Origin of the sequence: Janthinobacterium sp. B9-8, assembly GCF_000969645.2 — a bacterium.
Classification (GTDB): domain Bacteria; phylum Pseudomonadota; class Gammaproteobacteria; order Burkholderiales; family Chitinibacteraceae; genus Iodobacter.
The window spans coordinates 1,478,955-1,505,267 of record NZ_CP014222.1 but is presented as its reverse complement, the minus strand read 5'-3'; the positions used below and the strand labels follow the sequence as shown (position 1 = coordinate 1,505,267).

General features: G+C 49.4%; 25 protein-coding genes. 15 read left to right on the top strand and 10 right to left on the bottom strand.

Annotated elements, in window-relative coordinates:
* Positions 1-50: 50 nt before the first annotated feature.
* Both rpsF and fdxA read right to left on the bottom strand, forming a co-directional pair.
* Positions 51-416: a 30S ribosomal protein S6 gene (gene rpsF / locus VN23_RS06855; protein WP_046351878.1), complete on the bottom strand. Its 366-nt coding sequence runs from the start codon at positions 414-416 to the stop codon at positions 51-53.
* A gap of 119 nt (positions 417-535) precedes the next feature.
* A complete protein-coding gene (fdxA, locus tag VN23_RS06850; RefSeq protein ID WP_046351879.1) occupies positions 536-859 on the bottom strand; it encodes a ferredoxin FdxA in 324 nt (107 codons plus the stop codon).
* An 841-nt stretch (positions 860-1,700) separates the two neighbouring features.
* Between fdxA and VN23_RS06840 the strand changes: the two genes are divergently transcribed.
* From VN23_RS06840 to VN23_RS06780, 13 genes are all read left to right on the top strand, one after another.
* Complete coding sequence (locus tag VN23_RS06840; RefSeq protein WP_197433045.1) at positions 1,701-4,700, top strand: FimV/HubP family polar landmark protein; 3,000 nt, start codon at positions 1,701-1,703, stop codon at positions 4,698-4,700.
* Entirely contained in the window at positions 4,697-5,323 is a 627-nt protein-coding gene (locus VN23_RS06835) for a CbiQ family ECF transporter T component (RefSeq protein WP_052746583.1), read from the top strand. Before VN23_RS06840 ends, VN23_RS06835 begins: the two co-directional genes overlap by 4 nt.
* A complete protein-coding gene (gene truA, locus VN23_RS06830) occupies positions 5,323-6,105 on the top strand; it encodes a tRNA pseudouridine(38-40) synthase TruA (protein WP_046351880.1) in 783 nt (260 codons plus the stop codon). Before VN23_RS06835 ends, truA begins: the two co-directional genes overlap by 1 nt.
* Before the next feature lie 10 nt (positions 6,106-6,115).
* Complete coding sequence (locus VN23_RS06825; RefSeq protein WP_046351881.1) at positions 6,116-6,748, top strand: phosphoribosylanthranilate isomerase; 633 nt, start codon at positions 6,116-6,118, stop codon at positions 6,746-6,748.
* Positions 6,741-7,970: a tryptophan synthase subunit beta gene (trpB, locus tag VN23_RS06820; protein WP_046351882.1), complete on the top strand. Its 1,230-nt coding sequence runs from the start codon at positions 6,741-6,743 to the stop codon at positions 7,968-7,970. Before VN23_RS06825 ends, trpB begins: the two co-directional genes overlap by 8 nt.
* 4 nt (positions 7,971-7,974) lie before the next feature.
* Positions 7,975-8,778: a tryptophan synthase subunit alpha gene (gene trpA / locus VN23_RS06815; RefSeq protein WP_046351883.1), complete on the top strand. Its 804-nt coding sequence runs from the start codon at positions 7,975-7,977 to the stop codon at positions 8,776-8,778.
* 129 nt (positions 8,779-8,907) lie between these two features.
* Positions 8,908-9,774: an acetyl-CoA carboxylase, carboxyltransferase subunit beta gene (gene accD, locus VN23_RS06810; protein ID WP_046351884.1), complete on the top strand. Its 867-nt coding sequence runs from the start codon at positions 8,908-8,910 to the stop codon at positions 9,772-9,774.
* The gene (gene folC / locus VN23_RS06805; protein ID WP_046351885.1) at positions 9,774-11,057 is read left to right on the top strand and encodes a bifunctional tetrahydrofolate synthase/dihydrofolate synthase; all 1,284 of its coding nucleotides are present in this window, start codon (positions 9,774-9,776) and stop codon (positions 11,055-11,057) included. Before accD ends, folC begins: the two co-directional genes overlap by 1 nt.
* Before the next feature lie 2 nt (positions 11,058-11,059).
* Positions 11,060-11,803: an SPOR domain-containing protein gene (locus tag VN23_RS06800; protein ID WP_046351886.1), complete on the top strand. Its 744-nt coding sequence runs from the start codon at positions 11,060-11,062 to the stop codon at positions 11,801-11,803.
* A gap of 8 nt (positions 11,804-11,811) precedes the next feature.
* Positions 11,812-12,303: a CvpA family protein gene (locus VN23_RS06795; RefSeq protein WP_046351887.1), complete on the top strand. Its 492-nt coding sequence runs from the start codon at positions 11,812-11,814 to the stop codon at positions 12,301-12,303.
* A 135-nt stretch (positions 12,304-12,438) separates the two neighbouring features.
* Positions 12,439-13,980 (top strand): amidophosphoribosyltransferase, encoded by a 1,542-nt coding sequence (gene purF, locus VN23_RS06790; protein ID WP_046351888.1) that lies wholly within the window; start codon positions 12,439-12,441, stop codon positions 13,978-13,980.
* A 244-nt stretch (positions 13,981-14,224) separates the two neighbouring features.
* The gene (locus VN23_RS06785) at positions 14,225-15,349 is read left to right on the top strand and encodes an HD-GYP domain-containing protein (protein ID WP_046351889.1); all 1,125 of its coding nucleotides are present in this window, start codon (positions 14,225-14,227) and stop codon (positions 15,347-15,349) included.
* Between the two features lie 153 nt (positions 15,350-15,502).
* Positions 15,503-16,678 carry an O-succinylhomoserine sulfhydrylase gene (locus VN23_RS06780; RefSeq protein WP_046351890.1) on the top strand — a complete coding sequence of 392 codons (1,176 nt, stop codon included), beginning with the start codon at positions 15,503-15,505 and terminating at the stop codon, positions 16,676-16,678.
* A 323-nt stretch (positions 16,679-17,001) separates the two neighbouring features.
* Here the strand turns inward: VN23_RS06780 and VN23_RS21740 are convergent, their stop codons facing one another.
* Positions 17,002-17,220 (bottom strand): hypothetical protein, encoded by a 219-nt coding sequence (locus VN23_RS21740; protein ID WP_156455140.1) that lies wholly within the window; start codon positions 17,218-17,220, stop codon positions 17,002-17,004.
* 411 nt (positions 17,221-17,631) lie between these two features.
* Here VN23_RS21740 and ddlA point away from each other — a divergent pair, with 411 nt between their 5' ends.
* Positions 17,632-18,732 carry a D-alanine--D-alanine ligase gene (ddlA, locus tag VN23_RS06775; protein ID WP_046351891.1) on the top strand — a complete coding sequence of 367 codons (1,101 nt, stop codon included), beginning with the start codon at positions 17,632-17,634 and terminating at the stop codon, positions 18,730-18,732.
* Between the two features lie 124 nt (positions 18,733-18,856).
* On the opposite strand, the gene VN23_RS06770 is transcribed toward ddlA, so the two are convergent.
* From VN23_RS06770 to VN23_RS06745, 6 genes are all read right to left on the bottom strand, one after another.
* Positions 18,857-20,173, bottom strand: coding sequence for an MFS transporter (locus VN23_RS06770; protein WP_046351892.1), 1,317 nt, complete (start codon positions 20,171-20,173; stop codon positions 18,857-18,859).
* A 130-nt stretch (positions 20,174-20,303) separates the two neighbouring features.
* Complete coding sequence (uhpB, locus tag VN23_RS06765; protein ID WP_197433043.1) at positions 20,304-21,800, bottom strand: signal transduction histidine-protein kinase/phosphatase UhpB; 1,497 nt, start codon at positions 21,798-21,800, stop codon at positions 20,304-20,306.
* Positions 21,790-22,386, bottom strand: coding sequence for a response regulator (locus tag VN23_RS06760; RefSeq protein WP_046351894.1), 597 nt, complete (start codon positions 22,384-22,386; stop codon positions 21,790-21,792). The genes uhpB and VN23_RS06760 overlap by 11 nt, the downstream gene beginning before the upstream one ends.
* Before the next feature lie 302 nt (positions 22,387-22,688).
* Entirely contained in the window at positions 22,689-23,501 is an 813-nt protein-coding gene (locus VN23_RS06755) for a crotonase/enoyl-CoA hydratase family protein (protein WP_046351895.1), read from the bottom strand.
* A 54-nt stretch (positions 23,502-23,555) separates the two neighbouring features.
* On the bottom strand, positions 23,556-24,053 hold the full coding sequence (locus VN23_RS06750) for a DUF4442 domain-containing protein (protein ID WP_046351896.1): 498 nt from the start codon (positions 24,051-24,053) through the stop codon (positions 23,556-23,558).
* Positions 24,054-24,322: 269 nt separating this feature from the next.
* Positions 24,323-25,240, bottom strand: a complete 918-nt coding sequence (locus VN23_RS06745) for a LysR family transcriptional regulator ArgP (protein WP_046351897.1) — start codon at positions 25,238-25,240, stop codon at positions 24,323-24,325.
* Positions 25,241-25,377: 137 nt separating this feature from the next.
* Between VN23_RS06745 and VN23_RS06740 the strand changes: the two genes are divergently transcribed.
* Positions 25,378-25,875, top strand: a complete 498-nt coding sequence (locus VN23_RS06740) for a GNAT family N-acetyltransferase (protein WP_046351898.1) — start codon at positions 25,378-25,380, stop codon at positions 25,873-25,875.
* 80 nt (positions 25,876-25,955) lie between these two features.
* Here VN23_RS06740 and VN23_RS06735 read toward each other — a convergent pair whose 3' ends face one another.
* Entirely contained in the window at positions 25,956-26,150 is a 195-nt protein-coding gene (locus VN23_RS06735) for a hypothetical protein (protein ID WP_046351899.1), read from the bottom strand.
* Positions 26,151-26,313: the final 163 nt, after the last annotated feature.

Genomic DNA, 26,313 nt, shown 5'->3' with positions numbered 1-26,313 from the left:
AGTAGTCCATAGCAAGCAAGACGAAAATTTCGCAGTGCTTACTTGTTACCTTAGGCAGCAGGAACGCCTTCGGCGGCTGGTGTCAGGGACTTGGACTTCTCTTCCTTCATCATTGGGGAAGCTTCAACAACAGCGTGCTCTGTGCGCAGAGTGATGTGGCGCAGAACGGCGTCATTGAATTTGAAGGCGTGTTCGAGTTCGTCCAGGATAAGCTGGCTGATCTCAACGTTCATCATGACGTAGTGAGCTTTGTGGATCTTTTGGATCGGGTAAGCTAACTGACGACGGCCCCAATCTTCAAGGCGGTGAATAGCACCACCACCGTTGGTGATCAGGGTCTTGTAGCGATCAATCATCGCTGGAACCTGTTCGCTTTGATCCGGATGCACGATAAATACGATTTCGTAATGTCGCATGACATCTCCTTATGGATGTTAAGCCTGCCGCGTGCGACTACGGTCAGGCAAGGGTTGTTAAGAGGGGCGGATCATACCGGATAATACGCCGCGACTCAAGCGCTATCCGATATGAATGCTTAGCGCTCGATGTGCCCAATCTTGCCACTAACGGTTGACCATGTTTCATGGTCGGGGAGTGGGTCTTTTTTCTCTACGATGGCGTGCCAGATTTTAGACATTTCGGCGTTGAGCTCAATATAGTCTTGCATATCCGCAGGGACATCATCTTCTGCGTAAATGGCTTCAACCGGGCATTCAGCAACGCAGAGTGTGCAGTCGATGCATTCATCAGGATCAATCACTAAAAAATTCGGGCCTTCACGAAAGCAGTCTACTGGGCATACATCGACGCAATCAGTGTACTTACACTTTACACAGGCGTCGGTCACTACGTACGTCATGATTGAATCCTTTTATATATATGAGGCACTTCTTAAGCACTTAAATCGTTTGCTATGTTGGCATAACAGCCCCGATTTTAGCAGAGCGCCACTGATTAGAAGTGATAACGTGGTTATTTATAAAGAATCAGCGGCGATAACTCGGCAAAAAAGAGGGGTAGCAAATGTTAATTGCTCTTGCCGAGGCTTGCTTCAAGTGAGTATGTAAAAAAAGGGGGGGGGTGTAGTGTGAAGCCTGATTTGCTTGCTTATTGATGGATAGATAACATTGCGTTTAAATAAAGTTATGCTATGGCGTTTTAACTTTGGATTGAGTGAGGATTTAATAAGCAGAATGATTGAGTTGCTTTTTTTACTGATATTTGTATTGGATCGGCATTGCCTGAAGCCATACTAAGATGTACTGGTATGAGCGTATTTTATATTTTAGCCTTGTAGCTTACTATTTCAAGCGGCTGATCGATTGGATTCGCTTTGTTTTCTATGGGGGTTTTTGTGTTTTTTAATGGGTGCTTTTAGCAAAAAAAATGTGGCATTTAAGTTGGATTTTTGATTTGTGTAGATATAGATTGGAATAGTGCTATATATTTGCTATATGATTTGAGAGTCTTTTTTATAAAAAATTGATGTGATGTTTGCTTTGTCGTTCGATTTTGTTGTGGCGCATGTTGTAAAAGAAATTTGTGAAGTGCTTCAAAAAAACAGGCTTGACCAAGTAAACTGTATGCAAATTATGTGGGTGACTTGCGCCAAACTTGGCGCAAATGTTATGTTCATCAGGCTGTAAGCGCCGGTATTATTAGAATACTTGGTTAAAACAAAGTGAAGTGCTGGGGGAATTGTGGCAATTAAACCGAAACTCAAGGCGTGTGTCCTTGCTCTTATGTTGGCCTTGCCATTATCTGCTGGAGCCGTCGGGCTGGGAAGGCTGAATGTGCTTTCCGGGCTGGGTCAGCCATTTCGAGCTGAAATTGATTTGGTTTCCGTGCAGGCAGGTGAGTCAGAAGGACTGCTTGCCCGGCTGGCTTCGCCAGAGGCATTTGCTCAGGCTCAAGTCGCTTATCCTCCGGCATCGCTGGGTTTGCGTTTTGTGGTGAATAAGCGGGCAAACGGACAACACGTCGTATTGATCTCGTCTTCGCAGTCCATTTCTGAGCCATTTTTGGACTTGCTGGTTGATTTGAGCTGGTCTGGTGGCAAAATTCAGCGTGACTACACGGCGCTGATTGATCCTCCTGGTTATGCATCATCTGCGGCTGCCGCAAATAACACGGCAAAGCGAGGTGAGTCATTTGCACCTGCGGTATTGCCAGGTACACGCCGCAAAGGGGCTGTACTCAATCCAAAGAAGGCCGATGCGGCAAGTAGCGCTCAGGCTGAAAAAACAGCGGACGGTAATCAATACAAAGTAAAAGCGGGCGACACCTTATCGTCGGTCGCACGTCAGGCTGATGCAGAAGGTGTGACACTTGAGCAAATGCTGGTTGGGCTTTACCGACAAAATCCGGATGCATTCGATGGCAATATGAATCGCTTGCGTCGCGGCAAAATTTTGAACATCCCAAGCAAAAATGATTTGCAGTCGCTGCCAGCAAGAGAAGCGGGCGCGGAAGTGCGTTTGCAAGCGAAAGATTGGCAGGCGTATCGCAGCAAAGTAGCAGAAGCCGTGCAAAAGCAGCCTGCTGTGGCAGGCAATGAGCCAGCCAATGCGGGCCGCATTACCCCAAAAGTAGAAGAGAAAGTAAAACCGGGCAATGCAAATCAGGATGTGCTCAAGCTATCTAAAGGTGAGGCACCAGGCAAAGCTAAGCCGGGGCAGCAGGGTGAGCAAGCGCGTATCCGTGCTTTAGAAGAAGAAGTTGCGGCAAGGCAAAAAGGATTGGATGAGTCCAATCAGCGGGTTGCTGCCTTGCAGAAAAATCTGCATGACATGGAGAAGTTGCTAGCGCTAAAGAGCCGTGCCGGTGCAGAGATGCAAAAAGCCAGCAAGCCCAGTGATGCGCCGGTACCAACGGCAGTCGCGACCCCTGTGCCTGCAGATGTCCCTGCTCCGGCAGAATTACCCGCCGCCTCCGCTGTAGTTGATACTCCGATTGCTAGTGCAGCGGTAGGGGCTGTTGATGCAAGCGCCGTGGTTGCTGAAGCACCGAAAGCACGTCGCCGTGTTGCAATACCTGCACCCGTGCCTGAGCCAGAACCCGATGCTATGGATGTTGTGTTTGAAAATGCGCTGCCTATTGGCGGCGGCTTGGCCGTGCTCTTGCTGGGAGGTGTTGGTCTGTGGTGGGCGCGCCGTCGTAAGAATGGTAATACCTTTGCAGACAGCATTCTAACGGGAGGAGATTTAAAATCTAATACTCTGCTGGGCAATACGGGTGGCGCGGTAATTAGCACTCAGCCAACTGAAAACTCCTTCCTAACTGATTTTAGCCGCCAAGGCCTTGGAACAATCGACACTGATGAAGTGGATCCGATTGCTGAGGCTGAAGTTTATATGGCTTACGATCGCAATGAGCAGGCAGAAGAGATTTTACGTGATGCCCTGCTAAAAGATCCTGCGCGCCATGAAATTCGCATGAAGCTACTAGAAATCTTTGCTGCAAAGAAAGATCCAACATCATATGAAGAAATTGCCGCTGATCTCTACACGATGACATCGGGTAAAGGTGCTCAGTGGGAGCAGGCGGCTTATCAGGGCAATGTGCTCGACCCGGATAATCCTCTTTATAAACGGGTAGAGCCTGCTGCCGTTGCTGTTGCGGGTGCTGCCAGTGCAGTAGCTGTAGCCGCGGTTGCTGCCACATCAATGAACCTAGCTAAGGGGGCTGATCAGCCCCTGGATAATTTCGATTTGCCGCTTGATGAGTTGCCTTCTGCGGCCGCTGGTAAAGTGAGCGATTTCGATTCGCTGATGAGTGAAAATATTGCAGAGGCACCTAGCCAGCAAGATAGCCTGACAGATCTCGATTTATCGCTTGATTTTGATATGGGCGATACGGTGGCTATGACGCCTGCTGACGAAGCGATGCTGGATGTTGATCCATTACTGGGCATGGGGCAGGCCAAGAATGATTTATCAACGGCTGATCTGGATGGGCTGAATGATTTGTTGCCAGAAGCACCTGCTGAAAGCTTGCCTGTGCCTGAAAGTTTTGATATGGGCATTGATTTTGGCCTAGATGATTTCTTGGTGCCTGAAGAAGCCAAAAAGCCAGAAGCCACCCTTGATTTGCCTCAGAACGATGGCGAAACCATGTTGGCTCTGGATATGCCGGTTGATTTCTCTGCCAGTAATGCATCTAAAGTTGATGTAAGCAAAGATCCGTTTGATCTGGATTTCGATGGCCTAGAGGGTTTAGATGCTCTGCCTGCTGTTGAGCCGCTTCCTGAGCTTTCTCCTGCTCTGCCTGATCTGGATTTGGGTGAGGTACCTGCAATCGACGATGTAATCGAAGCGCCAGCAGCGCTGGATGATGTCTTTGATGTACCCGCCTTGGGGACAGAAGAGGTACTGGAGGCAAGCAGTGCTGATGATGGTTTGGGTCTGGATTTTGATTTCTCACTGGATACCCCATTGGAAATCAGTGCACCTGATGTGACCGCAGAAGAATCGATTGATTTAGCAGAAATGAATCTGGATTTTGCTGCAGATGCGGGCATGTCGGCCGATCCAACTTTAAACTTCTCGGGCGATGATCCGGTGCAAACCAAAATTGACTTGGCGAAGGCTTATGTTGATATGGGCGACACGGAAGGAGCCAGAGAAATCTTGCAAGAGGCGATGGGTGAAGGTAATCCAGAGCAGCAGAAACAGGCGCAAGCTTTGTTAGGTAATCTTTGATTAGATTTCATTCTGCAAATCAAATCGCAGCATGGCTTTGGGTGGCGTGTATCTTGCAAGTTTTGCAAGATACGCCACTCATTGTTTTTTCTGCTTTATGCATTTTGGCCGCACTCTGCTTCTGCCCGGATCGTTGCTGGCGTACTCTAAAGCGCACCCGCTTTTTACTGCTAGCCATTGCCCTTGTGTATGGTTGGGCAACGCCCGGACAGTATCTGTGGGCCAGCTCCTGGTCGCCAACAGAAGAGGGCGTACGATGGGGGCTGCTACAGGTGGTGCGCTTACTGGGCGTGCTGGCCGCCTTGCAGCTCTTGCTATGGCGTTTAAATGCGGCACAAGTGTTTTCCGGACTCTATCGACTACTTACCCCCTTGTCTTGGTTGGGGCTTGATCGGCAGCGCTGGGCCTTGCGTTTAAGCTTAACCATGTCTTTCTCTGCTGAGTTATTACTTCAGCAAAATACCTTGTCCCGGAATGATTTTTTGCAGCGATTGGCTGAGGCAGAACAGCCTAGCGAGTTGCAGGAAGTCTCGATTCTGGTAGAGTCGCTGTCTTTTTTTGATTTGCTGCTGCTGTTTGCCTTATTGGGCGCAGTGTTAGCCACTTTATTGATGATGGTGTAATGAAATACGCGCTCGCAGTGGAATATGATGGTCGTGCCTTTTATGGCTGGCAAGTTCAAAAAGACTTAACTACCGTGCAGGCCACATTAGAGCTAGCACTCAGCCGGATGGCAGGCGAGCCTATTCGTGTGCATGCCGCTGGCCGTACTGATGCTGGCGTGCATGGTGCAAGGCAGATTGTTCACTTTGAAACGGCCGTTAATCGTCCTTTAGCAGCATGGGTGAGGGGCGTGAATAGCTTTCTGCCTGATACGGTGGCGGTGCTATGGGCAAAGCCTGTCTCCGATGCGTTTCACGCACGCTTTTCTGCATTTGCCCGCCATTATCGTTATCTATTGCTAAGCCACCCGGTACGTCCCGCTTTGTGGTCAGGACGTATGGGCTGGACGTTTTATGATCTGGATTTTGACGCAATGCAGGCTGCGATGACCCATCTATTGGGGCAGCATGATTTTAGTAGCTTTAGGGCGGCAGAATGCCAGGCTAAATCGCCGGTTAAAACCATGACTCGTGCTCATATTCAAAAAGAAGGTCATCTCTTTATTTGCGATTTTTCTGCGGATGCTTTTTTGCATCATATGGTGCGTAATATTGTTGGAGCCTTGCTGCATATTGGCAAAGGCCATGAATCCTCCGAGTGGATGGCTGATTTGATTCTTGCAAAAGACAGAACTAGCGCTCCTCCTACCTTTATGCCGGACGGATTATACCTAGCTGGTGTAAGCTACCCGCCTGAGTTTGGTCTGGCTAGTGAGCCAGAGTTGCGTCATGGTCTGATTTAAGGGAATGCTAATGAAGACACGTATCAAAATTTGCGGTTTGCGTGATCCAGAAATGGCAAGGCTAACGGCGAAAGCCGGTGCGGATGCAATTGGTTTAGTGTTTTACCCACCCAGCCCACGCCATGTTGAGATTGCAATGGCTGAGCAAATTGTTGCGGCTTTACCTGCTTTTGTAAGTAGTGTGGGTTTGTTTGTAAACGCTGATGCGGCTTTTGTTCGTAGCGTGTTGGCTAAAGTACCTTTGGATTTATTGCAATTTCATGGCGATGAAACGCCTGAGTATTGCCGTCAGTTTGGGCGTCCTTATTTAAAAGCACTTAGGGTAAGACCTGATCTAAATTTGGTAGAATATGCACAGCGCTTTGTGGATGCGCTTTGCAAAGGGATCTTAGTCGATGCTTTTGTAGAAGGGGTGCCCGGTGGGACGGGTGAAGCCTTTGATTGGGATCTTCTCCCTAAAGACTTGCCTTTACCGCTGGTTTTGTCGGGTGGATTACACTCGGATAATGTCTATGAAGCGATTTGTAAGGTTAGACCTTGGGCCGTTGATGTATCAAGCGGCGTAGAAAGTAGCAAGGGAATCAAAGATGTAGCAAAAATTGCTACCTTTATTAATCAAGCAGAAAGAGAAGCGCATGACTGAGACAACACACGAGCAGCAGCCCTATCAGCAACCTGATTCCCTAGGCCATTTCGGCCAATTTGGTGGCATCTTTGTGGCTGAAACCTTGATCCCCGCACTGGATGAGTTACGCATCGAGTACGAAAAAGCCTTGCAAGACCCCGATTTTATTGCTGAATACCACAGCGAGCTAAAGCATTATGTTGGCCGTCCCAGCCCGATTTACCATGCAAAACGCTGGTCCGAAGTATTGGGTGGCGCGCAGATTTATTTAAAACGCGAAGATTTAAACCACACTGGCGCGCATAAAGTAAACAACACCATCGGCCAGGCACTGCTTGCCCGCCGCATGGGTAAAAAACGCGTGATTGCAGAAACCGGCGCAGGCCAGCACGGTGTCGCCTCAGCCACTGTTGCGGCGCGGTATGGCTTGGAATGCATTGTGTATATGGGAGCTGAAGACGTTAAACGCCAGGCGCCCAATGTTTACCGTATGAAGCTGCTTGGTGCAAAAGTAGTGGCCGTTGAATCGGGCACCAAAACCCTTAAAGACGCGATGAATGAAGCGATGCGCGATTGGGTGACCAATGTTGATTCAACCTATTACATTATCGGCACATGTGCCGGCCCGCACCCTTATCCGCAACTGGTGCGTGATTTTCAGCGCGTGATCGGTGATGAGTGCAAAGTACAAATGCCAGAAATGATCGGCCGCCAGCCTGATGCCGTTGTGGCTTGTGTGGGCGGTGGATCGAATGCAATTGGTATTTTTTATCCTTATGTAGATGATTTAGGCGTGCGTTTGATTGGTGTAGAGGCAGGCGGGGATGGTGTAGAAACCGGTCGTCATGCTGCGCCGCTTACTTCAAATGCTAAAGTGGGCGTCTTACACGGCAATCGTACTTTCCTGATGCAAGATGAAAATGGTCAGATTGCGGATACGCATTCGATTTCTGCGGGCTTGGATTATCCGGGCGTTGGCCCAGAGCATAGCTACCTGAAAGACATCGGCCGTGCCGAGTATGTAGCGATTAATGATGATGAAGCGATCGCAGCTTTTCACGATCTTTGCCATTTTGAGGGTATCATTCCGGCCCTTGAGTCGAGTCATGCGCTGGCCCATGCTGCAAAGATGGCCAAAACAATGTCTAAAGATCAGGTGATTCTGGTTAATTTATCGGGTCGCGGTGATAAAGATATCCCAACTTTAGCTCGCCTCTCCGGCATCGAACTTGGAAACTAATGCTATGTCCAGAATTCAACAGACATTTACACGTTTGCAAAGTCAGAACCGCCAAGCGCTGATTCCTTTCATTACGGCAGGCGATCCGCATCCTCGTGTTACGGTAGAAGTCATGCACGCACTGGTTGCGGGCGGCGCTGATATCTTAGAGCTAGGTGTACCATTCTCTGATCCGATGGCAGATGGCCCGGTGATTCAGCGGGCATCAGAGCGTGCGCTTTTGCATGGCGTTTCCTTGCGCCATGTATTGGGTATGGTGGCTGAATTTCGCCAGCAAAACACAGAAACCCCCGTGGTACTGATGGGCTATGCTAACCCGATGGAAGCGATGGGTTATGAAGCGTTTTCTAAAGCTGCCGTAGTGGCAGGGGTGGATGGCGTACTGACGGTTGATTTACCGCCTGAAGAAGCAAAAGAGCGTGTGGCTATTTTAAAAGCACACGGGATAGATCCGATCTTTTTGCTTGCACCAACCACGCATGTATCGCGAATTAAAGCAGTTGCTGAGATGGCTGCAGGCTATGTGTACTATGTTTCGCTGAAAGGGGTAACCGGCTCGGCGAATCTGGATATTAGCGATGTGACCGAAAAGCTAAGTGTAATCAAAGAATATCTCACCATCCCGGTTGGTGTTGGTTTTGGGATTAGTGATGCAGCCGCAGCGAAAGCCGTGGCTGCTGTGGCCGATGCAGTGGTGATTGGTTCACGTTTGGTAAAAGAAGCCGAGGCCGGAGAAGAAGGCCTAGCTGATCGATTAACTGATTTTCTTACCGGCATTCGTGCCGCGATGGACACCGCCCGCGCTTAGCAGATCGTTGCAATGTTCATCAACACGGTAGCCTGAGTCTCAGGCTTACTTTGGTTTTGAGCAAGGAGGCCGCTTTAAAGTGGCCTCCTGTAATGGTTTTGTTAGGGCTGTACTGATAGAGGAATAACAATGAGCTGGCTGCAAAAACTGCTTCCGCCGAAGATTAAGATCCGTACCACGGTAACCAAATCCGGTGTACCGGAAGGCCTGTGGCATAAGTGCCCGGCCTGCAGCGCGGTTTTATACCGTACTGATCTGGAAAACAATTTAGAAGTTTGCCCGAAATGTGATTATCACAATGCGGTCTATGCTCGTCGTCGTCTTGATCTCTTGCTTGATCAGGAAGGGCGCTTTGAGATTGGTGCGGAAGTTAAACCGCTGGATGTGCTGAAGTTTAAAGACAGTAAAAAATACATTGATCGTATTAATGCTGCCCAAGCAGATACAGGCGAAGACGATGCACTGGTGGTGATGCAAGGTGCGATTTTAACCGTGCCCGTTGTCGTAGCCGCTTTTGAGTTTAAGTTTATCGGCGGATCAATGGGCTCGGTCGTGGGCGAGCGCTTTGTACGGGGTGTGCGTACTGCCATCGAAAACAATGTGCCGTTTATTTGTGTATCTGCCTCGGGTGGTGCACGGATGCAGGAAGGCTTGAATTCCTTGATGCAAATGGCTAAAACCAGCGCCATTCTAACTAAGCTTGCGGATAAAAAACTCCCCTTTATTTCGATTTTGACCGATCCGACCATGGGCGGCGTATCTGCTTCTTTTGCTTTTCTGGGCGATGTGGTCATGGCCGAGCCGGGTGCGTTGATTGGTTTTGCTGGCCCGCGTGTGATCGAGCAAACGGTGCGTGAAACACTGCCAGAAGGTTTTCAGCGTTCTGAATTCTTATTGCAAAAAGGCGCGATTGATATGATTGTTGATCGCCGTGAAATGCGCCAGAAATTAGCGCAACTAATGACCCTTCTTTCTAAACAGCCAGCCCTCAACTGATGCCTATCCCGTTTGATTCCCTCTCCCTTGATGCGTGGCTTTCCCATTTAGAACAACTTCACCCCAGTGCCATTGATATGGGGCTGGAGCGGGTTGCTCGCGTGCGTGATGCTTTGGGTTTAAAGCCCGATTTTCCTGTATTACTGGTAGGGGGGACAAACGGCAAAGGTTCGGTATGCACTATGCTGTCCAGTATTTTGTGTGCCGCAGGTTATAAGGTAGGTACTTATACCTCGCCCCATTTATTGCACTATCAGGAACGGGTAGCAATTAACCTTGTGCCTGCTGCTGATGCTGCGATTGTGGCTAGCTTTCAGGCCATTGAGGTCGCGCGCGCAGATGTCTCACTCACTTACTTTGAATTTGGCACTTTAGCTGCCATGCAGCAGTTTATGGTGGCGGGCGTTGATGTGGCCGTGCTTGAGGTGGGCTTGGGTGGGCGTTTAGATGCTGTTAATGTTTTTGAGCCATTTGCTTCTGCGGTAGTGAATGTTGGTTTGGATCACCAAGCGTACTTGGGTGACACGCGTGAAGCGATTGGCCATGAAAAAGCGGGAGTTTACCGCCCGGGCAAAATTGCAATTTGTGCAGACCCTGAGCCGCCCCATACCTTGATCGCAGAAGCGCAGCGTATGGGCGCAAATCTGCAATTGATCGGTCAGGATTTTGGTTTTGAAAAACAGGCTGAAGGTCAGCAGTGGACATGGTGGAATAAGGCGGGTGTTCACCGCCACGCTCTGCCGTTTCCTGCATTACGTGGCCAATATCAATTGGGTAATGCTGCCGTTGTGCTGGCGCTGCTTGATGCGGTAAAAGAAGTGCTGCCGGTTGCAATTGGTGATATCAAGCGTGGTTTGCTGGAAGTGGAATTAGCAGCGCGTTTTCAAGTTTTACCGGGTCGTCCGGCGGTTGTACTGGATGTGGGGCATAATCCGCATGCCGCTAAAGTCTTACGCGCTAATTTAGATAGTATGGGCTTTTACCCAGTCACCCATGCTGTGATGGGGATGATGGCGGATAAAGATATTGCGGGTGTGGTGGAATTATTGGCAGATCGTATTGATGTTTGGCATTTGGCCGCACCACAACTGCCACGCGCAGCCGCTCCAGAGCAACTTGCGAAGCTTGTCGGCAAGCTTGCACCGCTTGCTAAAATAAATATTTATGAGAATGTGCCTCTTGCTTTTACTGCGGCCTGTAAGCTGGCCGAGGAAAGTGATAGAATTCTCGCCTTTGGATCCTTTTACACAGTTGCTGAAGTGATGGCGACGCGTGAGCGCTGAATATGCTTAATAGAAATGTCAGCGAAGATTTGCTGCAACTTAAAAAACGTGCACGTCGCCGCTTAGTCGGAGCGATTGCCTTAGTGCTGTTCGCCTTGATCGTTTTATGGACAGCGCTTGATAGCGAGCCACCTGCGACGATTGCAGGGGCAAACGCGATCGAAATTATTTCAAGCTCGCCCGCCTTGCAACAGCCGCCCACCTCAGAGCCGGTGCTGGCAGCCTTGCCCGGGCAAGTCGCATCTGCGCCTGCTGAAGCCGCGCTGCTGACGCCTGTACCAGACCCAGTCGTGTTGCCCGCAACGCCTGTGCCAACAGCAGTACCCGCTTATCGTGCCGCGAGTACCGCACAGAATGTGTTGCCAGGCAAGCTGGTTAATCATCAGAAAAAAGTAGTGGTTGCTACGCCTGCACCTACGACACCGCCAACGCCTAAAGCCAAGCCCGCTGTTGATCCTTTACGGATTCTGGAAGGCTTAGATGGTGCGCCCGCCGCGAAGCAAACCGCCTCCGCCGATAAGCGCTACTTCATTCAAGTGGGTGCGTATGCAGACGCTGAAAAAGCGGCTCAAGTCGTCAGCAAATTACAAGGCACAGGAATTCCTGCCTATTCAGAAAAAACCGCAACAGACAAAGGCTCATTAACCCGGGTAAGAGTGGGGCCAGTAAGCGATGAAGCAAAAGCACAAAGTTACCTTAAAAAAATGGGAGTGCTTGGATTTAGCGGGCACCTGTCTAGCAAATAGGCTTAAGCATGACTGGCTTTGATTACACGGTTTTAGGCATTATGGGCCTTTCCATGCTGCTTTCAGTGATGCGGGGCCTAGTACAGGAAGCGCTGGCACTGGCAGCATGGGTGCTGGCGTTTTGGCTGGCTAGTCACTATTCAAGCGCTGTGGCTCAATGGATGCCACAAAATTTACCCAATGAAGAGCTGCGTTACTTAGCTGCTTTTGTGTCTATTTTCTTTGTGACATGGGTGCTTTCTGCCTTACTCAGGGTGACGCTCAATCAATTTATGCAAGTAACGGGTTTAAAGCCTGTGGATCGCTTATTTGGTGCAGGGTTTGGTTTGGTGCGGGGGTTTTTATTAAGCCTTACCCTGGTACTACTAGCTGGCTTTACCAGCCTACCCAAACAAACCATCTGGCGAAATGCCATGTTTAGCCCTTTATTTGAAGAAGCGGCGGTGATGACTAAAATCTGGTTACCAGAATCGCTGGCTGCACGTATTCGTTACGATTAATTGCGTTTTATAGGCTTGATCTATGGCCTGTGCGTTTAATTCCTTGTTTTAGAAGTCGCCGTTAAGGCCAAAATTTATTGCCAGAATGATTGGCAACGCATTCGTTACGATTAAGAACTCAAAGGGGCATTTCTGATGTGTGGCATTGTAGGTATCGTCGCCAAGACACCCGTTAATCAGCTGTTATACGATGGCTTGTTGGTTTTACAGCATCGTGGGCAAGATGCAGCAGGGATTGTGACGGCAGAGGGGCTGACGCTCCATATGCACAAAGGGCAAGGCTTAGTGAGTGATGTATTCCGCACTCGCAATATGCGCTCTTTGATGGGCAATGCAGGGATTGGGCATGTACGCTACCCAACAGCAGGCTCCGCATCCAGCCTGGCGGAATCACAGCCATTTTATGTCAACAGCCCTTTTGGTATCGTGCTGGCGCATAACGGCAATCTGACCAATGATAAGCAGCTAAAAGAAGATATGTACCGCACTGATCTGCGCCATATCAACACCAATTCAGATTCTGAAGCGCTGCTGAATGTGTTTGCCCATGAATTATCCCGACGCGTAAAAGGCCCGCAGCTTGATGCGGATACCGTTTTTGATGCCATTACGGCGGTGCATGCACGGGTTAAAGGTGCTTACGCTGTGGTTGCGATGATTGCTGGTTTTGGCTTGGTGGCGTTTCGTGACCCTTACGGTATTCGCCCGCTTTGCTTAGGCACACATGAAACACCTGAAGGCCTTGAATACATTGTGGCCTCTGAATCGGTGGCTCACGATGTATTAGGCTTTAAGTTTGAGCGTGATATTGCGCCGGGTGAAGCTGTTTATGTGACCTTTGAAGGCGAGTTCCATAGCAAGCAATGCCACGCCAATCCTGTGCTGGTGCCTTGTATTTTTGAACATGTTTATTTCGCCCGCCCTGATACTGTCATTGATGGTATTTCAGTGCACGAAGCGCGATTAAATATGGGTGAAAATCTAGCCGATAAAGTCGCTGCTGTGATTCCAAAGCTTGATATCGACGTGGTTATTCCTATTCCGGATACCAGCCGTGATTCAGCCTTGCAATTAGCTAATAAATTAGGTTTGCCATATCGCGAAGGCTTTATGAAAAACCGCTATATTGGCCGCACTTTTATTATGCCGGGTCAAGCCAGCCGTAAAAAATCAGTTCGCCAAAAGCTTAATCCAATTGCTGTTGAATTTCGTGGCAAGAATGTATTGCTGGTAGACGATTCAATTGTACGTGGTACAACCAGCCGCCAAATTGTGCAAATGGTGAGAGATTGCGGTGCAACTAAAGTTTATTTAGCTTCCGCAGCACCGCCAGTGATGTTCCCACATGTTTATGGTATTGATATGCCAACGCGTGCAGAACTGATTGCAACGGGCCGTACGGATCAGCAAATTGCCGATGAAATTGGTGTAGATGCCATTATTTATCAAGAGCTAGATGCCCTGATTGATGCGTGCAGCAAAGCCAGTGGTGGTGCAATTACTTCGTTTGAAACCTCCTGTTTCGATGGCAAATACATCACGGGTGATATTACTTCCGCGTATCTGGATGAATTAGAAGCAAAGCGTTTGTCTCCTTTATCGGCCAAAGCCGGTGATGTGGCAGAAAGCCGCTTATTAGATATGAATATCGGTGTGGGCGAGCAGAATCTGCTTTAAGCCCATTCACTTTTAAAACGCCAGCCCTCGGGCTGGCGTTTTTTTTGCCTAAGGCATACGTTTGTTTACAAAAACATTCCGTTTGCTGGTGTTTCCTTACATGTATTTTTTGTTATCTGCCAAAAGGTGGTATGCAGTCTTGTTGCTGCTAGGGATAGAATCTATTGTTCAGTGGTGAAGCTTGTTTTCTTGCTGGTTTTTTTCTTTTGCTTTCATGACGCTTTTCACATTAAGCAGGGTTTGTATGCAAAATACGATGCCACAATTTTTAGAGCTGGGCCCCTCTGCTCAGAATATGACTGAAAGTGTAGAAACCATTCATAAAGTCATTTCATCCCGCTATCCTGGTGTTGACAGGGTGGCAATGGCGATTTATGACGCAACCAGTGATTTACTCAAAACCTTTGTGAGCAGCAATCACGATGGGGTAGCTTTGGTGGCTTACGAAGCCAAATTACAGAACGTACCTTCTTTAAAGGCGCTTGCTCATACCCACCAGTCAAGGGTTGTTCAAGACATACCTGATAACTTTTCTAAATCTGCAGAGCACACGGATTGGCTAAAAGAGAAGGGGTATTTATCCAGCTATACCGTGCCCGTTTATCAAAGGGACGAGCTGGCAGGATTCGTTTTCTTTGATTCGAAGTCAGCCAGTTTTTTTACTGAAGAGTCTGTGCGTTTTTTAGATATTTTTACGGGCTTAATTGCACAACTCTATTTATTGCAGCTTACTGCCGTGCGTAGCTTAATTGGTACTGTGCATATCGCAAGTGATCTGGCCAGAGTAAGAGATTTGGAAACAGGCAATCATCTGGAGCGTATGGCAAGCTATTCGCGCATTATTGCTAAAGAATTGGCGCCTTCACATTCTTTGCCGGATGAATTTGTTGAGTATGTTTATTTATTTGCGCCTTTGCATGATATTGGCAAGGTGGGCGTGCCTGACCGGATTTTATTTAAACCCGGCCAATTAGATGATGAAGAATGGCTGGTTATGCGCAGGCATGTAGAAATGGGCGAAAATTTGATTGATCAGATTATTTCAGGCTTGGGCATGACAGAAAATATGTCGACCAGTGTGATGCGAAATATAGTGGCGGGCCATCATGAGCGGGGTGACGGCTCTGGCTACCCGCGTGGCTTGCTGATGGCAGATATCCCACTTGAAGCACGTATTGTGGCGGTAGCTGACGTGTTTGACGCGCTTACAAACTTGCGCCCCTATAAACTGGCATGGACAGAAGAGCGTGTGTGGGCGGAGCTTCAGCATGAAGCGGATCTGGGGCGCTTGGATGCGGAATGTGTAAATGCTTTACGTGGTGCAGAACAGGAGCGGCGGGGCATTCAGGATCGCTTTGCTGATGAGTAATCGCATTACATGGAGCTGGTTAAGGAAAAAGGCTTGAATAAGCAGGGTAAGAGGCGGCGCGCTGTAATGCTTACGTTATAATAAGCGCCAAAAGCGGATGTCGCTGCCTTGAATGAATGCCCTTCCTTAGCCCGTGATCAAGTAGAGAAAGCCATGTTTGAAGATGAATTCCTGCACCCCGATACTTTAGCCGTCAGAGCGGGCACTACCCGCAGTCAGTTTGGCGAACACTCTGATGCGATGTATCTGACATCCAGCTTTGTGGTTGGCAGCGCCGAAGAAGCCTCGCTTAAATTTACTGGCCAAATTCCAGGCTTTATCTACTCCCGCTTTACCAATCCCACCGTCAGCGCTTTTGAAGAAAGACTCGCTGCCCTGGAAGGCGCAGAGCGTGCCGTGGCCACGGCATCGGGCATGAGCGCCATCTTGTCGCTGTTTATGGCGCATTTAAAATCTGGCGATCATGTAGTGGCCTCGGCCAGCTTATTTGGCTCCACCATTCAGCTGCTCAATGTGTATCTCAGTAAGTTTGGTGTGAGTGTCACCTATGTTTCAGCGACAGATACCGCCGAATGGGCAGATGCTTGCCAGCCGAACACCAAGCTGCTGTTCTTAGAAACGCCGTCCAATCCGCTGACAGAAATTAGCGACATTCGCACGATTGCCGACATCGCCCATGCGCACGATGCCTTGTTGGTAGTGGATAACTGCTTTTGCACCCCCATCTTGCAAAAGCCATTAGCACTAGGCGCGGATTTGGTGGTGCATTCGGCCACTAAATATATTGATGGCCAAGGCCGCGTCTTGGGCGGGGCCGTGGTCGGCTCATCGGTACTTGTTGAGCCGGTGTATCTATTCCTACGCACCGCTGGCCCTAGTTTGTCGGCCTTCAATGCCTGGGTTTTGCTCAAGGGCCTAGAAACCTTGCCTATCCGCATGCGCGCCCATTCAGAAACCGCTTTAAAGCTAGCTACCTACCTAGAAGCGCATCCTGCTATTGAGCAAGTCTACTACCCCGGCCTGCCTTCGCATCCACAGCATGCGCTGGCGATGACCCAGCAAAACGCCGGTGGCGGCATGGTGTCTTTTGTAGTGAAGGGTGGCCGCGAGCAAGCTTGGAAAATCGTCGATGCTGTGCAACTCATCAGCCGCACCGCCAATCTAGGCGACACCCGCAGCACCATCACCCACCCCGCCAGCACCACCCACGCCCGCATCACCCCCGCAGCGCGTGAAGCCGCAGGGATTACTGAAGGCTTGATCCGTATTTCGGTAGGTTTGGAATATATTGATGATTTGATTGCCGATCTGGAGCAGGGATTGGCTTAGGTTTGTTATTTGGATGATATGTGTAGGGCGTACTCGAAGCTCCGCGTGCGACAGTTTTTAGTCGCTCAGCGATGCGCAGTACGCCAATTAGCTAGTGAATGGCAGGTATGCTTGAGCCAAATTACTCGTATTTAGTTTAGCCGTGTAGGTCGGCTTGGTTTTATCAACCCGCGCTGATTACCCATTGTTATGTTGGGATTGGCGCGGGTTACTCCTTTGTCTAACCCGGCGTACATCGCTGATGCCACTTCCAATTTTTTTCGTAATTATTCAATCAATTGATTAACTAGTCTGGTCAGATTCATTTATAGCGAGTTTTCTATTTACGGACTATTAAATTGACCGCGCAACGCACGCTCTGTAACTAAATGGCCCCTCTCATCTAGATTAAGGTTGTTATCACAGTAGATAACAGATGTGCTTTTAGAGTTACTATGTGAGCGCAAAAATCTTGTATATCCATCGAATTCAACACTTTCATTCAGAATGGATTCATTTTGCCCATCGCGTGAACCACCAACAAAATATGCAGTTAGAGCCATGATCTTCCTTTGGTGCATGATTCAAACGCCATTGCGTTTGATTTTGTCGTTGATGGCATTCGGCACTACATCCAAATCGTTTGGCCAAGCCCCTTCTGAACAAAGAGCTATGCAGGGGGTATCAACTCGCACTTATTACCCCGTTGTGATATCAGAATCAGATTGGAGGGTTACGCCTTCGGCTAACCCGCCCTACATCTACATCGTAGATGTATTTTATTTCAGCGCCACATTTATAACGCTTAGCTGACAAGTCCAATGACCCAAGGTAATCTGCAGCTGTTTTGTTTTATTTTTTATAATATTTTGCCGCATTTGTTTCGCTCGGTCTGCATCGCTTCACAGCATTTAAAAAAACATATATTGGCAAATTTTAATAAATTATTGGTTTAGATAAGGGCACTGCACATTATGGAGAAAGCGTTAGTGAGACTAAAGGTGGGCATCCTTTTTGGCGGGAAGTCGGTCGAGCACGAAGTATCATTGCTGTCCGCGAAAAACGTGATGGATGCACTTGATTTAGACAGGTTCGAGCTTGTCCCGATCTTTATTGATAAAGCTGGGCGATGGTTGCTGGTGGACTCTCTGGATGCTTTGCTCAAGAAAACGGCAGCAGAGTCAGGCGGGGCTGCAATCAGCCATGGTCAATTGGTTTCGTTTGTTCCTGGCGGCAAGGGGAGGTTGGTGCATCTTTCCGACATGGTGAGCAGCACCTATGTTGACGTTGTGTTTCCCGTGCTGCACGGCTTGTGCGGCGAGGATGGCAGCATTCAGGGCTTGTTGAGGCTCGCTGGTGTTCCCTATGTTGGGTCGGAAATTATTGGATCTGCCATTGGCATGGATAAGGATGTCAGCAAGCGATTATTGCGCGAGGCAGGTATTCCTGTTGCTCCCTTTTATGCGTTCAAGCGGGGCGACGCGATTGACTGCCGCAAAGTGCTGGAAGAGCTTGGATTGCCTGTATTCGTTAAGCCCGCGAGCCTTGGATCGTCGGTTGGCGTAGCAAAAGTGGAAGACGCGTCCGAGTTGCAAGCAGCGATAGACGCCGCCTTTAAATTTGATGCTAAGGTTCTGGTGGAAAAGTTTATTGAAGGGCGAGAAATCGAGTGCGCCGTGTTAGGAAACGACGATCCAATTGCATCCGTTGTTGGCGAAATAAGCAGCAGCCATGATTTCTATTCGTATGAGGCAAAGTATGTCGATAAGAAGACTGTGAAATTAACGGTGCCAGCAAGTATAGATTCGACGATCGCTGATCGTGTCAGAACGTTGAGCGTGCAGTCCTTTCATGTGCTGTGTTGTACTGGTATGGCCCGGATCGATTTTTTCCTGAGCAAGGATGGCAGCCTCCTTGTGAATGAAATTAATACGATTCCGGGATTTACCAGTATGAGCATGTACCCACTTTTGTGGCAGGCCACTGGCTTGGCATATAGAGAGCTTATCAGTCAATTGATCGAGTTGGCCATGCAGCGCTTTGCACTGAATGAAGAATTAAAAACGTCTTTTTGATTTGTGTAGGGCGGGTTGGTCTTATCAAGCCGCGCTAATTACCCCTTGCTATGCCGGAATTAGATTGGCGGCTTGGAAAGCTGGGGTCAGTTCATAGCGAGCGGCTTTTTTATAAATAAACCTACTATTTATTGTTGGAAGAGACTTTTAACAGAGGTAATAACAATAAACCGGATCCAGCAGCGGCCAGTGCCACGACCGTAAAAAACCCATTCCAATGCCAGAATTCAATCACCTTGGCAATTGGATAGCCTGCCAGTGCCGCGCCCATATAGGCAAATAAACCGACAAAACCAGTTGCTGCTCCTGCGGCATCTTTATGTGAGCATTCAGCGGCGGCCATACCAATCAGCATTTGCGGACCAAAAACAAAAAAACCAATCACAAAGAAACAAGCCGCCAGAAGAATATAGTTATGTACGGGTAACAGCCATAAAGCACCGACAGAAACCAAAATACCCAGCGCAAAAATCAGATTCATTGGTCCGCGGTTTCCGGAAAAAAACTTATCCGATCCCCAGCCGGCCACTAATGAGCCAATAAATCCTCCGACTTCAAACAGGGATAAAGCAGAATTGGCCGTCATTAATGAATAACCATATTGCTCAGTTAAATATAAATTACCCCAGTCATTAATGGCGGTGCGAACTATATAAACCAACACATAACAAAATGCCAGCAACCAGATATATTTATTAGTCAGTACATAGCGCTTCAGAATTTCTTTATTAGATAAGCCCTGTCCTTCCCCTTCCTGCGCCTGCTCCAGTTTGTCATTGCGCCATACACCAACCGAAGGTAATCCCATGGACTGCGGCCGGTCGCGCAAACGCCAGCATAAAAACAGACCAATCATGATGGCAATGACCCCCGGCACAAACATCCCCATCCGCCAGCCATAGGTGGCCGCCACGGTACCTACAATCAAGGGGATCAAGGCACCGCCCACATTATGTGAGGTATTCCAGATCGACCACCAAAACCCCCGTTCGGTGCGGGAATACCAGGAAGTCAGTAATTTTGAGCACGGAGGCCAGCCCCAGCCTTGAAAGAAACCGTTCAGCATCCATAACAGCATTAACATCCACAGGGATGAGCTCAGCCCGAACAGGATATTAATCACGCCGGTTGCCAGCAGGCCCAGCCCCATAAAATAACGCGGGTTTGAATGATCACTCATCACCCCGGATAAAAACTTAGAGCAACCATAAGTGATATAAAACAACGTCCCCATCATGCCGATATCGGCTTTTTGCAAGCCAAGATCCAGTAACATACTTGGCATCGCATAATTAAAGCTTTTGCGAGTAAAGTAAAAAACTGCGTAGCCAATATACATGGTGAACATCAGCTGAATACGCCAAAAGCGATACGTTGTATCGATCTGTTGCTGATCAGTAATCAGCGGAGCAGCAGGCGCTGCTTTCAGGGGACCAAACATGGCAGAGGCCTTAATGTAGTCAAAAATAACTGACTACCATCATAAAGATCAGCGCCCGGTACCGCGCCCGACAAAGTCTTAGGTTAACTAAGAAAAAGTCTTATGCCGGGCCCGCTGGGAGAATACCGGATTAAACAAGGGGCAGACTGACCCGCAAACAAACTCCGCTCCGGTGGCTTAAACTTAATCTGCCGCCCAGGGCTTCGACTCGTTCCCGCATCCCGCGCAACCCCATCCCCACTTGAATGGGAGCCGTGCCCGCACCATTATCGCTGACCGATAAATACAGCCAGTTGTTTTCCTGCCAAAGCTTAACGCAGACCTGACTGGCACAGGCGTGCCGCGTGACATTATTCAGCGCCTCTTGCAGCACCCGGAATAAAGTCAGTTTTAATGCCTCATCAAACAGCTGCTCATCCAGGGGCCAGCTCAGATTGAATTCAATCTCCCGCGCCGCGAACTGTAATTCGCCGGCCAGCTGCCGCACGGCTTCTTGCAAACTTAAATCATCCAAGGCGCGTGGTCTTAAACGCAGCAATAATCCCCGGGCACAGTCGTAGACATTCAGCGATAAAGACTCAATCACGCCTAAAGAGGCTTTCAACGCCGCATCCTGGGTCATCCGTCCGGAAAGCGTGGCCTGAATCCGGATGGCTGTAATATTTTGCCCGATTTCATCGTGGAGTTCCCGGGCAACATCGCGGCGCACCGCTTCCTCGGCATTAACCAGTTGCCGGGCTAGGGCATGATTTCTGGCCAGCTGGCGGGATAAGCGCTCATTTAAACGCGTTAATGCCGCCGCCCGTAAACGCGCGCCCTGAATGGCCACGCCCAGCACCACACCTAATAAATTTTGCGCAATCAGCGCCAGCAATAAATCATCCAGTACACTATGGCTGAATATCGCCAGTGCCAGACTATTGCAAAACGAAGCCAGTACCGCACCGCGCCAGCCATGTAAATAGGCCAGCAGCACCACAGGAACAGCAAGGCAAAGCGGAGAAAAAAAAGCGAAGTCGGCCGGTAAGGCGGCCTGCACGGAAAAGCTCAGTGTAAACAGCAGCAGATACGATAAAACAAAGCGCAGACGCAAATTAAAGCTTTTACGCCTTTGCCCCGGGCCAATAGGCAACCAGCGGATCCGGGTTAATGCCTCCCATAAAATAAACAGTGCAGGCCCCAGCAACAGGCATCCGGCAAGCGATGCTAAAAAGGCCTGCCAGGCATTGCTACCAAGCCATAACCACAGCAAAGCAGAGCTAAGTGCCGTCAGCAAAACCGCGCTGCCTTGTTTCAGCAGCACCTGCCACTCATCCCGGACAGGCCAGCGCTGCAGCAGCAGTACCGCAAAAGAAAGCGGAGCCAGCAAAAACAGCTCCGCGGGCAGCTCTAAGGCGCTGAGTAATAAGCCCAGCACCAGCCATTCAGCCGCAATAATTGCGGGAGCGCAGAAGCGTGGAGCAAATAACAGTAGGGAAAATCGTAAGCCGCAGGGTAAAAACAGCACCGCCAGGGTCAGGCTGTGCAACAGCGCGGCACTGACCGACCAAAGTGCAAACCAGACGCCACAACAAACGGGAATCGCCAGCAACATCCGTCCCAGCGAAGAACTTAACTTAGCTTTCACGCTGCATCCGGTGGGCAAGTTCCACATTATTACTGACATTGAGTTTATCCAGCGCATGCGCCCGGTGCACATGGACCGTTTTGTGACTTAAACCCAGACGCAGCGCTACGGTACGGACATCACAGCCTTCGGCCAGCAGCTCACAGACTTCCCGCTCGCGCGGCGTCAGGCAAACCAGACCCTGACGCGGAGCCAGTAAATTTGCCGCTAGGGCCGGGGGCAGATAGCAGCCCCCGGCCGCAATGGTGCGGATAGCCAGCAATAACTCTTCCACTTGGCAGCGCTTACTGATAAATCCCCTGGCCCCCAGATGTAATGCCTTCTCAACCATAGCCGGGCCGTCCTGAACGCTTAAAATCAGCGCTTTCACCCCCTCAGGCAACCGGCCCAGCAGGGTTAAGCCACTTTCTGGCGGTAAGGATAAATCCAGCAGACACACATCCGCCATATCAGGCAAAAGACCTTTTAATACTTCAGGTACTGAGGCAAACTGAGCCACCACACGCATGTCGGCTTCTAAAGATAAAAGCTGAGCAAAACCTGAGCGCACCAAAAGATGATCGTCTACTAAAGCCAGCCGGATCACAGGCCCACTCCTTTATACGGAATCGGCCATTGTAAGTCAGCCACGGTAAACCTGCTGATCCGTCACTGGCCATCAGGCCTGTTGTTCACGCATTGCCTGCTTATTTAATTTACCCACACTGGTACGCGGCAGCTGCTCCACAAAACGGATTTGCTCCGGCACCCCAGACTTAGATAAATGGCCCTGCTCTTTTTTCAAGGGGGCTTAGGTAAAAAACTTAAGCGAACGGCATTAGCATTTTGATTGGCGCTTGCAAGGGGGGGGGCGCCGGGCGTTTTCGGCCCGGGCCTGCGCCTGAGGGTTTAATCCAAAAACTGCGCCGCTCGCCCGCTCATTTGGGCGGTGATGGCTTCTTTGATGTCGGCAGAGAGCAGCATGCCGCCGTTCCAGGTGGCGACGTATTCCAGGCCATCGCTTACGCTATGATCACGGCTGTAGTTCAGTACCTGCTTGCTGCCGCGCACGGCAAGTGGCGATTGGGCTGCGATGACGCTGGCGGTGCGCATGGCCGCAGCAAGGCATTCCTCTGGGCTAACAAACACTTGGTTAACCAAACGCACGCTAAGCGCTTCATTGGCGGGCATGTCCATTGCGGTGAAGGTCATTTCACGCGCTGTGCCCTCACCAACAACGCGGCCTAAGCGTTGCAGGCTACCTACGTCGGCCACCAAGCCCATCGCTACTTCACGCACGCTAAAGCTGGCATCCGTGCTGGCGTATCTGAAATCTGCCGCCAGCACCAAATCTAAGCCACCACCCACACATGCGCCATGAATCGCGGCGATCACTGGCTTGCGGCAATGTTCTAGGCTGCTGACGGAGGATTGCAGGTTTAAAATCAAGGCGCGGATGGTTTCGCGATTACGCGCTTCGCATTCATTTGTCAGGCTGGTTTGAATTTCGGCCAGCATCATCAAATCAATCCCTGCACAGAAATTGCGCCCGGCACCATTAAGCACCACTGCGCGCACTTCGGCCGTTTGATCGCACCAGTTAAGCGCCGCTTTAATTTCCTGCCACATCAGCGCATTGAGCGAATTGGCTTTTTTAGGGCGATTAAGCGTGACAAGGGCGATGGCATTGCTGACATTCACTTCAATCGTTTCGTATTGCATGGGGCATCCTTGGTGAGTAGAAGCTTGCAGTGGTATTGATTGGGAGTGAAAGGCTTAATCGCGTTTTTTAGGCAGCCATGCCCAGACCATTTCGCATTGGATAGGCGCTTCGCCTGATTCATCGCTGATCTCTACATTCACCGCGAAATTACCTTTTTCGGTGCTGTGTAATAGCTCGATTTGATCGCTACTTAAGGTGGCCACGGCCCGCATATCGCCCTGCGAGCGTTTTTGGTAATCCACATGCATGGATTTAAGCAGCAGCAGCTTATCGTCCGGCACATTCATGCCCATTACAAAGCCGGTGCTGGTTTCGGCCAGCAGCGCCATCGCCGCAGCGTGTACGCCCTTGATATGGTTTTGTACTTTACGGCGGTTTTTAATCGACACCACCAGCCGTGCCGCGCTGACTTCTTCAAACTGTACAGAGGCCGTGGATAAAAATGGCACGATACGGCCAAATAGGCGAGTCAGAATGAAGCTGCGTAGGTTTTGCGGCAGATTTGCAGTCTTGGCGGCAATACGGCTCATTTTATTGAGAGGGCGGGTCATTAGGGCGGCCTTTACTTGCTGGAATAGCAGATAAAATAGCAAGAAACCGTGCCCCTTGTGACCGGACTATCCCGCCTTTACAAACGATCGTTTTAATGTTGAGGTTTGTCGCAGAGCTTACGGCTGCGTTTTAAACGCAATAAGCTTCCTTATTGGTAAAGATTGTTCAGAGTAAAGCTAAGCGTGTTAAATCTCGAACCACAGAGAGCACAGAGGAAACAGCACTCATGGTTTTCTCAGTGCTCTCTGTGTCTACAGATCTTTTTTGCCTACAAAGCATTTAAATACAACGAAGCCTCTTGCGATGGCAGGGCGCGGCGGCCAAAAGCGAGGACGGCATCGCTGATGCGCTTGGCTTCCTGCGTTTGTTTCTGCCAGTGATGCCAATACAGAGGGATATGAATACGCTCGCTGCTGGCTAGCTCAATAATTTCACCTGAGGCAATCGCTGGCTTGGCCTGAGCGTAAGGAATTGCCGCGTAGGCCAAGCCAAAGCACACCGCATCAAACAGTGCATGGCTTTCAGGAATCTGATGGCAGGGAAAGTGATCATCCATAATGCCGTAACGCTCGCCTAACCAGCGCCGGTGCAGGGAATCCCGATTACCAAAAATCGCGGTAGGCGCGTGCATCAATGCTGTTTGGGTAAATCCTTGTGAAAAATGCCGCTCTGCAAAAGCAGGTGTCGCTACAAATACATAGGGCATGTTACCAAGGCTTTGTACTGCGCAGCCCGTTACCGCGCTGGGCTGGGTGCTGATGCAACCCGCTACATCGCCCGCCCGCAGTAAATCCAGCGTATAGCCTTCATCATCAATCACGCATTCCAGCAGTAAACGCTCGCTCTCTAAGAGTGGGGCGAGCGCATCCAGTAGACCAATGGCCAAACTATCGGCATTCACGCCAAGGCGCACGCTTTGCCAATCCTGCTCTTTAAAATCGATTTGCTCGGCCAAGGCGGCCTCTAGCTGGCGTACTTGGCGAAAATGCACAATTAGCTTTTCACCCGCACGCGTGGCATGTACAGGGCTTTCGCGCACCACCAAGACTTTACCTAGTTTTTCTTCCAGCGATTTAATGCGCTGAGACACGGCCGACTGCGTTAAAAACAGGCGCTTAGCCGCCCGTTCAAAACTGCTTTCACGCACCACCATTTCCAGCGCTTCTAGTAATTTGTAATCAAGCATCAGTTTGGCTTATGCAGCATAAGAATTGCTTGTTTTACCATAAATCAAGCATGTGTTTGAATGCTAAATAACAAGCGAATACAAAATAGTAATTAAAGAGTAGCCCGCTACCTAATGCTTTATCTGGATGATGAAAAATGAACACGCTATTAAATGATGGAAGCACACTGACCATACACCAAGCCGATTTAAATGACTTGCACGAAATCTGGCGCTTATGGGGGGCATGGGCTTTATTTGATGAGTATCGGCAGCACTTTAATCAAAAAGCGGATTTAGAAGCAGGGCATCAATATCTGATTGAGCGCTTAAAGGCGGGCGATTCAGTATTGTTTACCGCTTGTGAAGGCACGAAAACCGTTGGTTTTGTGCAACTTTATTGGAATTTATCTTCATTGCGCATGCAAAAAACCTTGCTACTCAATGATTTATTTGTAACCAAAGAGGCCCGAGGCCGAGGTGTTGGCCGTGCATTAATTAAAGCTGCTGAAGACTTCGCTGCTAAGCAGAATGTGGGCTACATGGAAATGGAATCAGAAGCGGGCGAAGCCAAAGCATTAACGCTTTATCAGGATGCTGGCTGGATGCCAAATCGAAATTATGTGGTTTATGAACGAAAATTGCGGGCGGCGTAAATAATATTTTTTTGCTTGCAATAAAGGACGTTAAAAAAGCCACGAATCATCTTCGTGGCTTTTTTGTATTCTTGAATTAATCATTTAATACTTTCAAGATAATCCAGCTCTTTCTCTGCCTTGGCGGCTTTACGATCTGCAAGCTCGTTACGTATTTGACGCCTTACTTCAAACTGAGCACGATGAAGTCCCATCACCACAATTTCCATATTTCTTTGCGATTGTTCCAGCTGACGGCGCTGGCGGGGGGTTTTAAACGTAGTCGACAGAGTCATGGGAGTACCTTTTTTGAGGGTTACCGTTTGATCACTGAGGTTTCAGGTCATGAAACCGAGCATAGAGCCACACTAGCATTGCTGTTGCAGATTACAGTTTAAAGATACTACGCCAAATAGTTTATCTATGTAATATTACATCCAAGGTTTTTTAAGTTAGCAA

Bases quoted from the DNA above. Each gene is read 5' to 3' on its own strand.
- rpsF (WP_046351878.1), bottom strand. From the start codon at position 416: ATGCGACATTACGAAATCGTATTTATCGTGCATCCGGATCAAAGCGAA.
- fdxA (WP_046351879.1), bottom strand. From the start codon at position 859: ATGACGTACGTAGTGACCGACGCCTGTGTAAAGTGTAAGTACACTGAT.
- truA (WP_046351880.1), top strand. From the start codon at position 5,323: ATGAAATACGCGCTCGCAGTGGAATATGATGGTCGTGCCTTTTATGGC.
- VN23_RS06825 (WP_046351881.1), top strand. From the start codon at position 6,116: ATGAAGACACGTATCAAAATTTGCGGTTTGCGTGATCCAGAAATGGCA.
- trpB (WP_046351882.1), top strand. From the start codon at position 6,741: ATGACTGAGACAACACACGAGCAGCAGCCCTATCAGCAACCTGATTCC.
- trpA (WP_046351883.1), top strand. From the start codon at position 7,975: ATGTCCAGAATTCAACAGACATTTACACGTTTGCAAAGTCAGAACCGC.
- accD (WP_046351884.1), top strand. From the start codon at position 8,908: ATGAGCTGGCTGCAAAAACTGCTTCCGCCGAAGATTAAGATCCGTACC.
- folC (WP_046351885.1), top strand. From the start codon at position 9,774: ATGCCTATCCCGTTTGATTCCCTCTCCCTTGATGCGTGGCTTTCCCAT.
- VN23_RS06800 (WP_046351886.1), top strand. From the start codon at position 11,060: ATGCTTAATAGAAATGTCAGCGAAGATTTGCTGCAACTTAAAAAACGT.
- VN23_RS06795 (WP_046351887.1), top strand. From the start codon at position 11,812: ATGACTGGCTTTGATTACACGGTTTTAGGCATTATGGGCCTTTCCATG.
- purF (WP_046351888.1), top strand. From the start codon at position 12,439: ATGTGTGGCATTGTAGGTATCGTCGCCAAGACACCCGTTAATCAGCTG.
- VN23_RS06785 (WP_046351889.1), top strand. From the start codon at position 14,225: ATGCAAAATACGATGCCACAATTTTTAGAGCTGGGCCCCTCTGCTCAG.
- VN23_RS06780 (WP_046351890.1), top strand. From the start codon at position 15,503: ATGTTTGAAGATGAATTCCTGCACCCCGATACTTTAGCCGTCAGAGCG.
- VN23_RS21740 (WP_156455140.1), bottom strand. From the start codon at position 17,220: ATGGCTCTAACTGCATATTTTGTTGGTGGTTCACGCGATGGGCAAAAT.
- ddlA (WP_046351891.1), top strand. From the start codon at position 17,632: ATGGAGAAAGCGTTAGTGAGACTAAAGGTGGGCATCCTTTTTGGCGGG.
- VN23_RS06770 (WP_046351892.1), bottom strand. From the start codon at position 20,173: ATGTTTGGTCCCCTGAAAGCAGCGCCTGCTGCTCCGCTGATTACTGAT.
- VN23_RS06755 (WP_046351895.1), bottom strand. From the start codon at position 23,501: ATGCAATACGAAACGATTGAAGTGAATGTCAGCAATGCCATCGCCCTT.
- VN23_RS06750 (WP_046351896.1), bottom strand. From the start codon at position 24,053: ATGACCCGCCCTCTCAATAAAATGAGCCGTATTGCCGCCAAGACTGCA.
- VN23_RS06745 (WP_046351897.1), bottom strand. From the start codon at position 25,240: ATGCTTGATTACAAATTACTAGAAGCGCTGGAAATGGTGGTGCGTGAA.
- VN23_RS06740 (WP_046351898.1), top strand. From the start codon at position 25,378: ATGAACACGCTATTAAATGATGGAAGCACACTGACCATACACCAAGCC.
- VN23_RS06735 (WP_046351899.1), bottom strand. From the start codon at position 26,150: ATGACTCTGTCGACTACGTTTAAAACCCCCCGCCAGCGCCGTCAGCTG.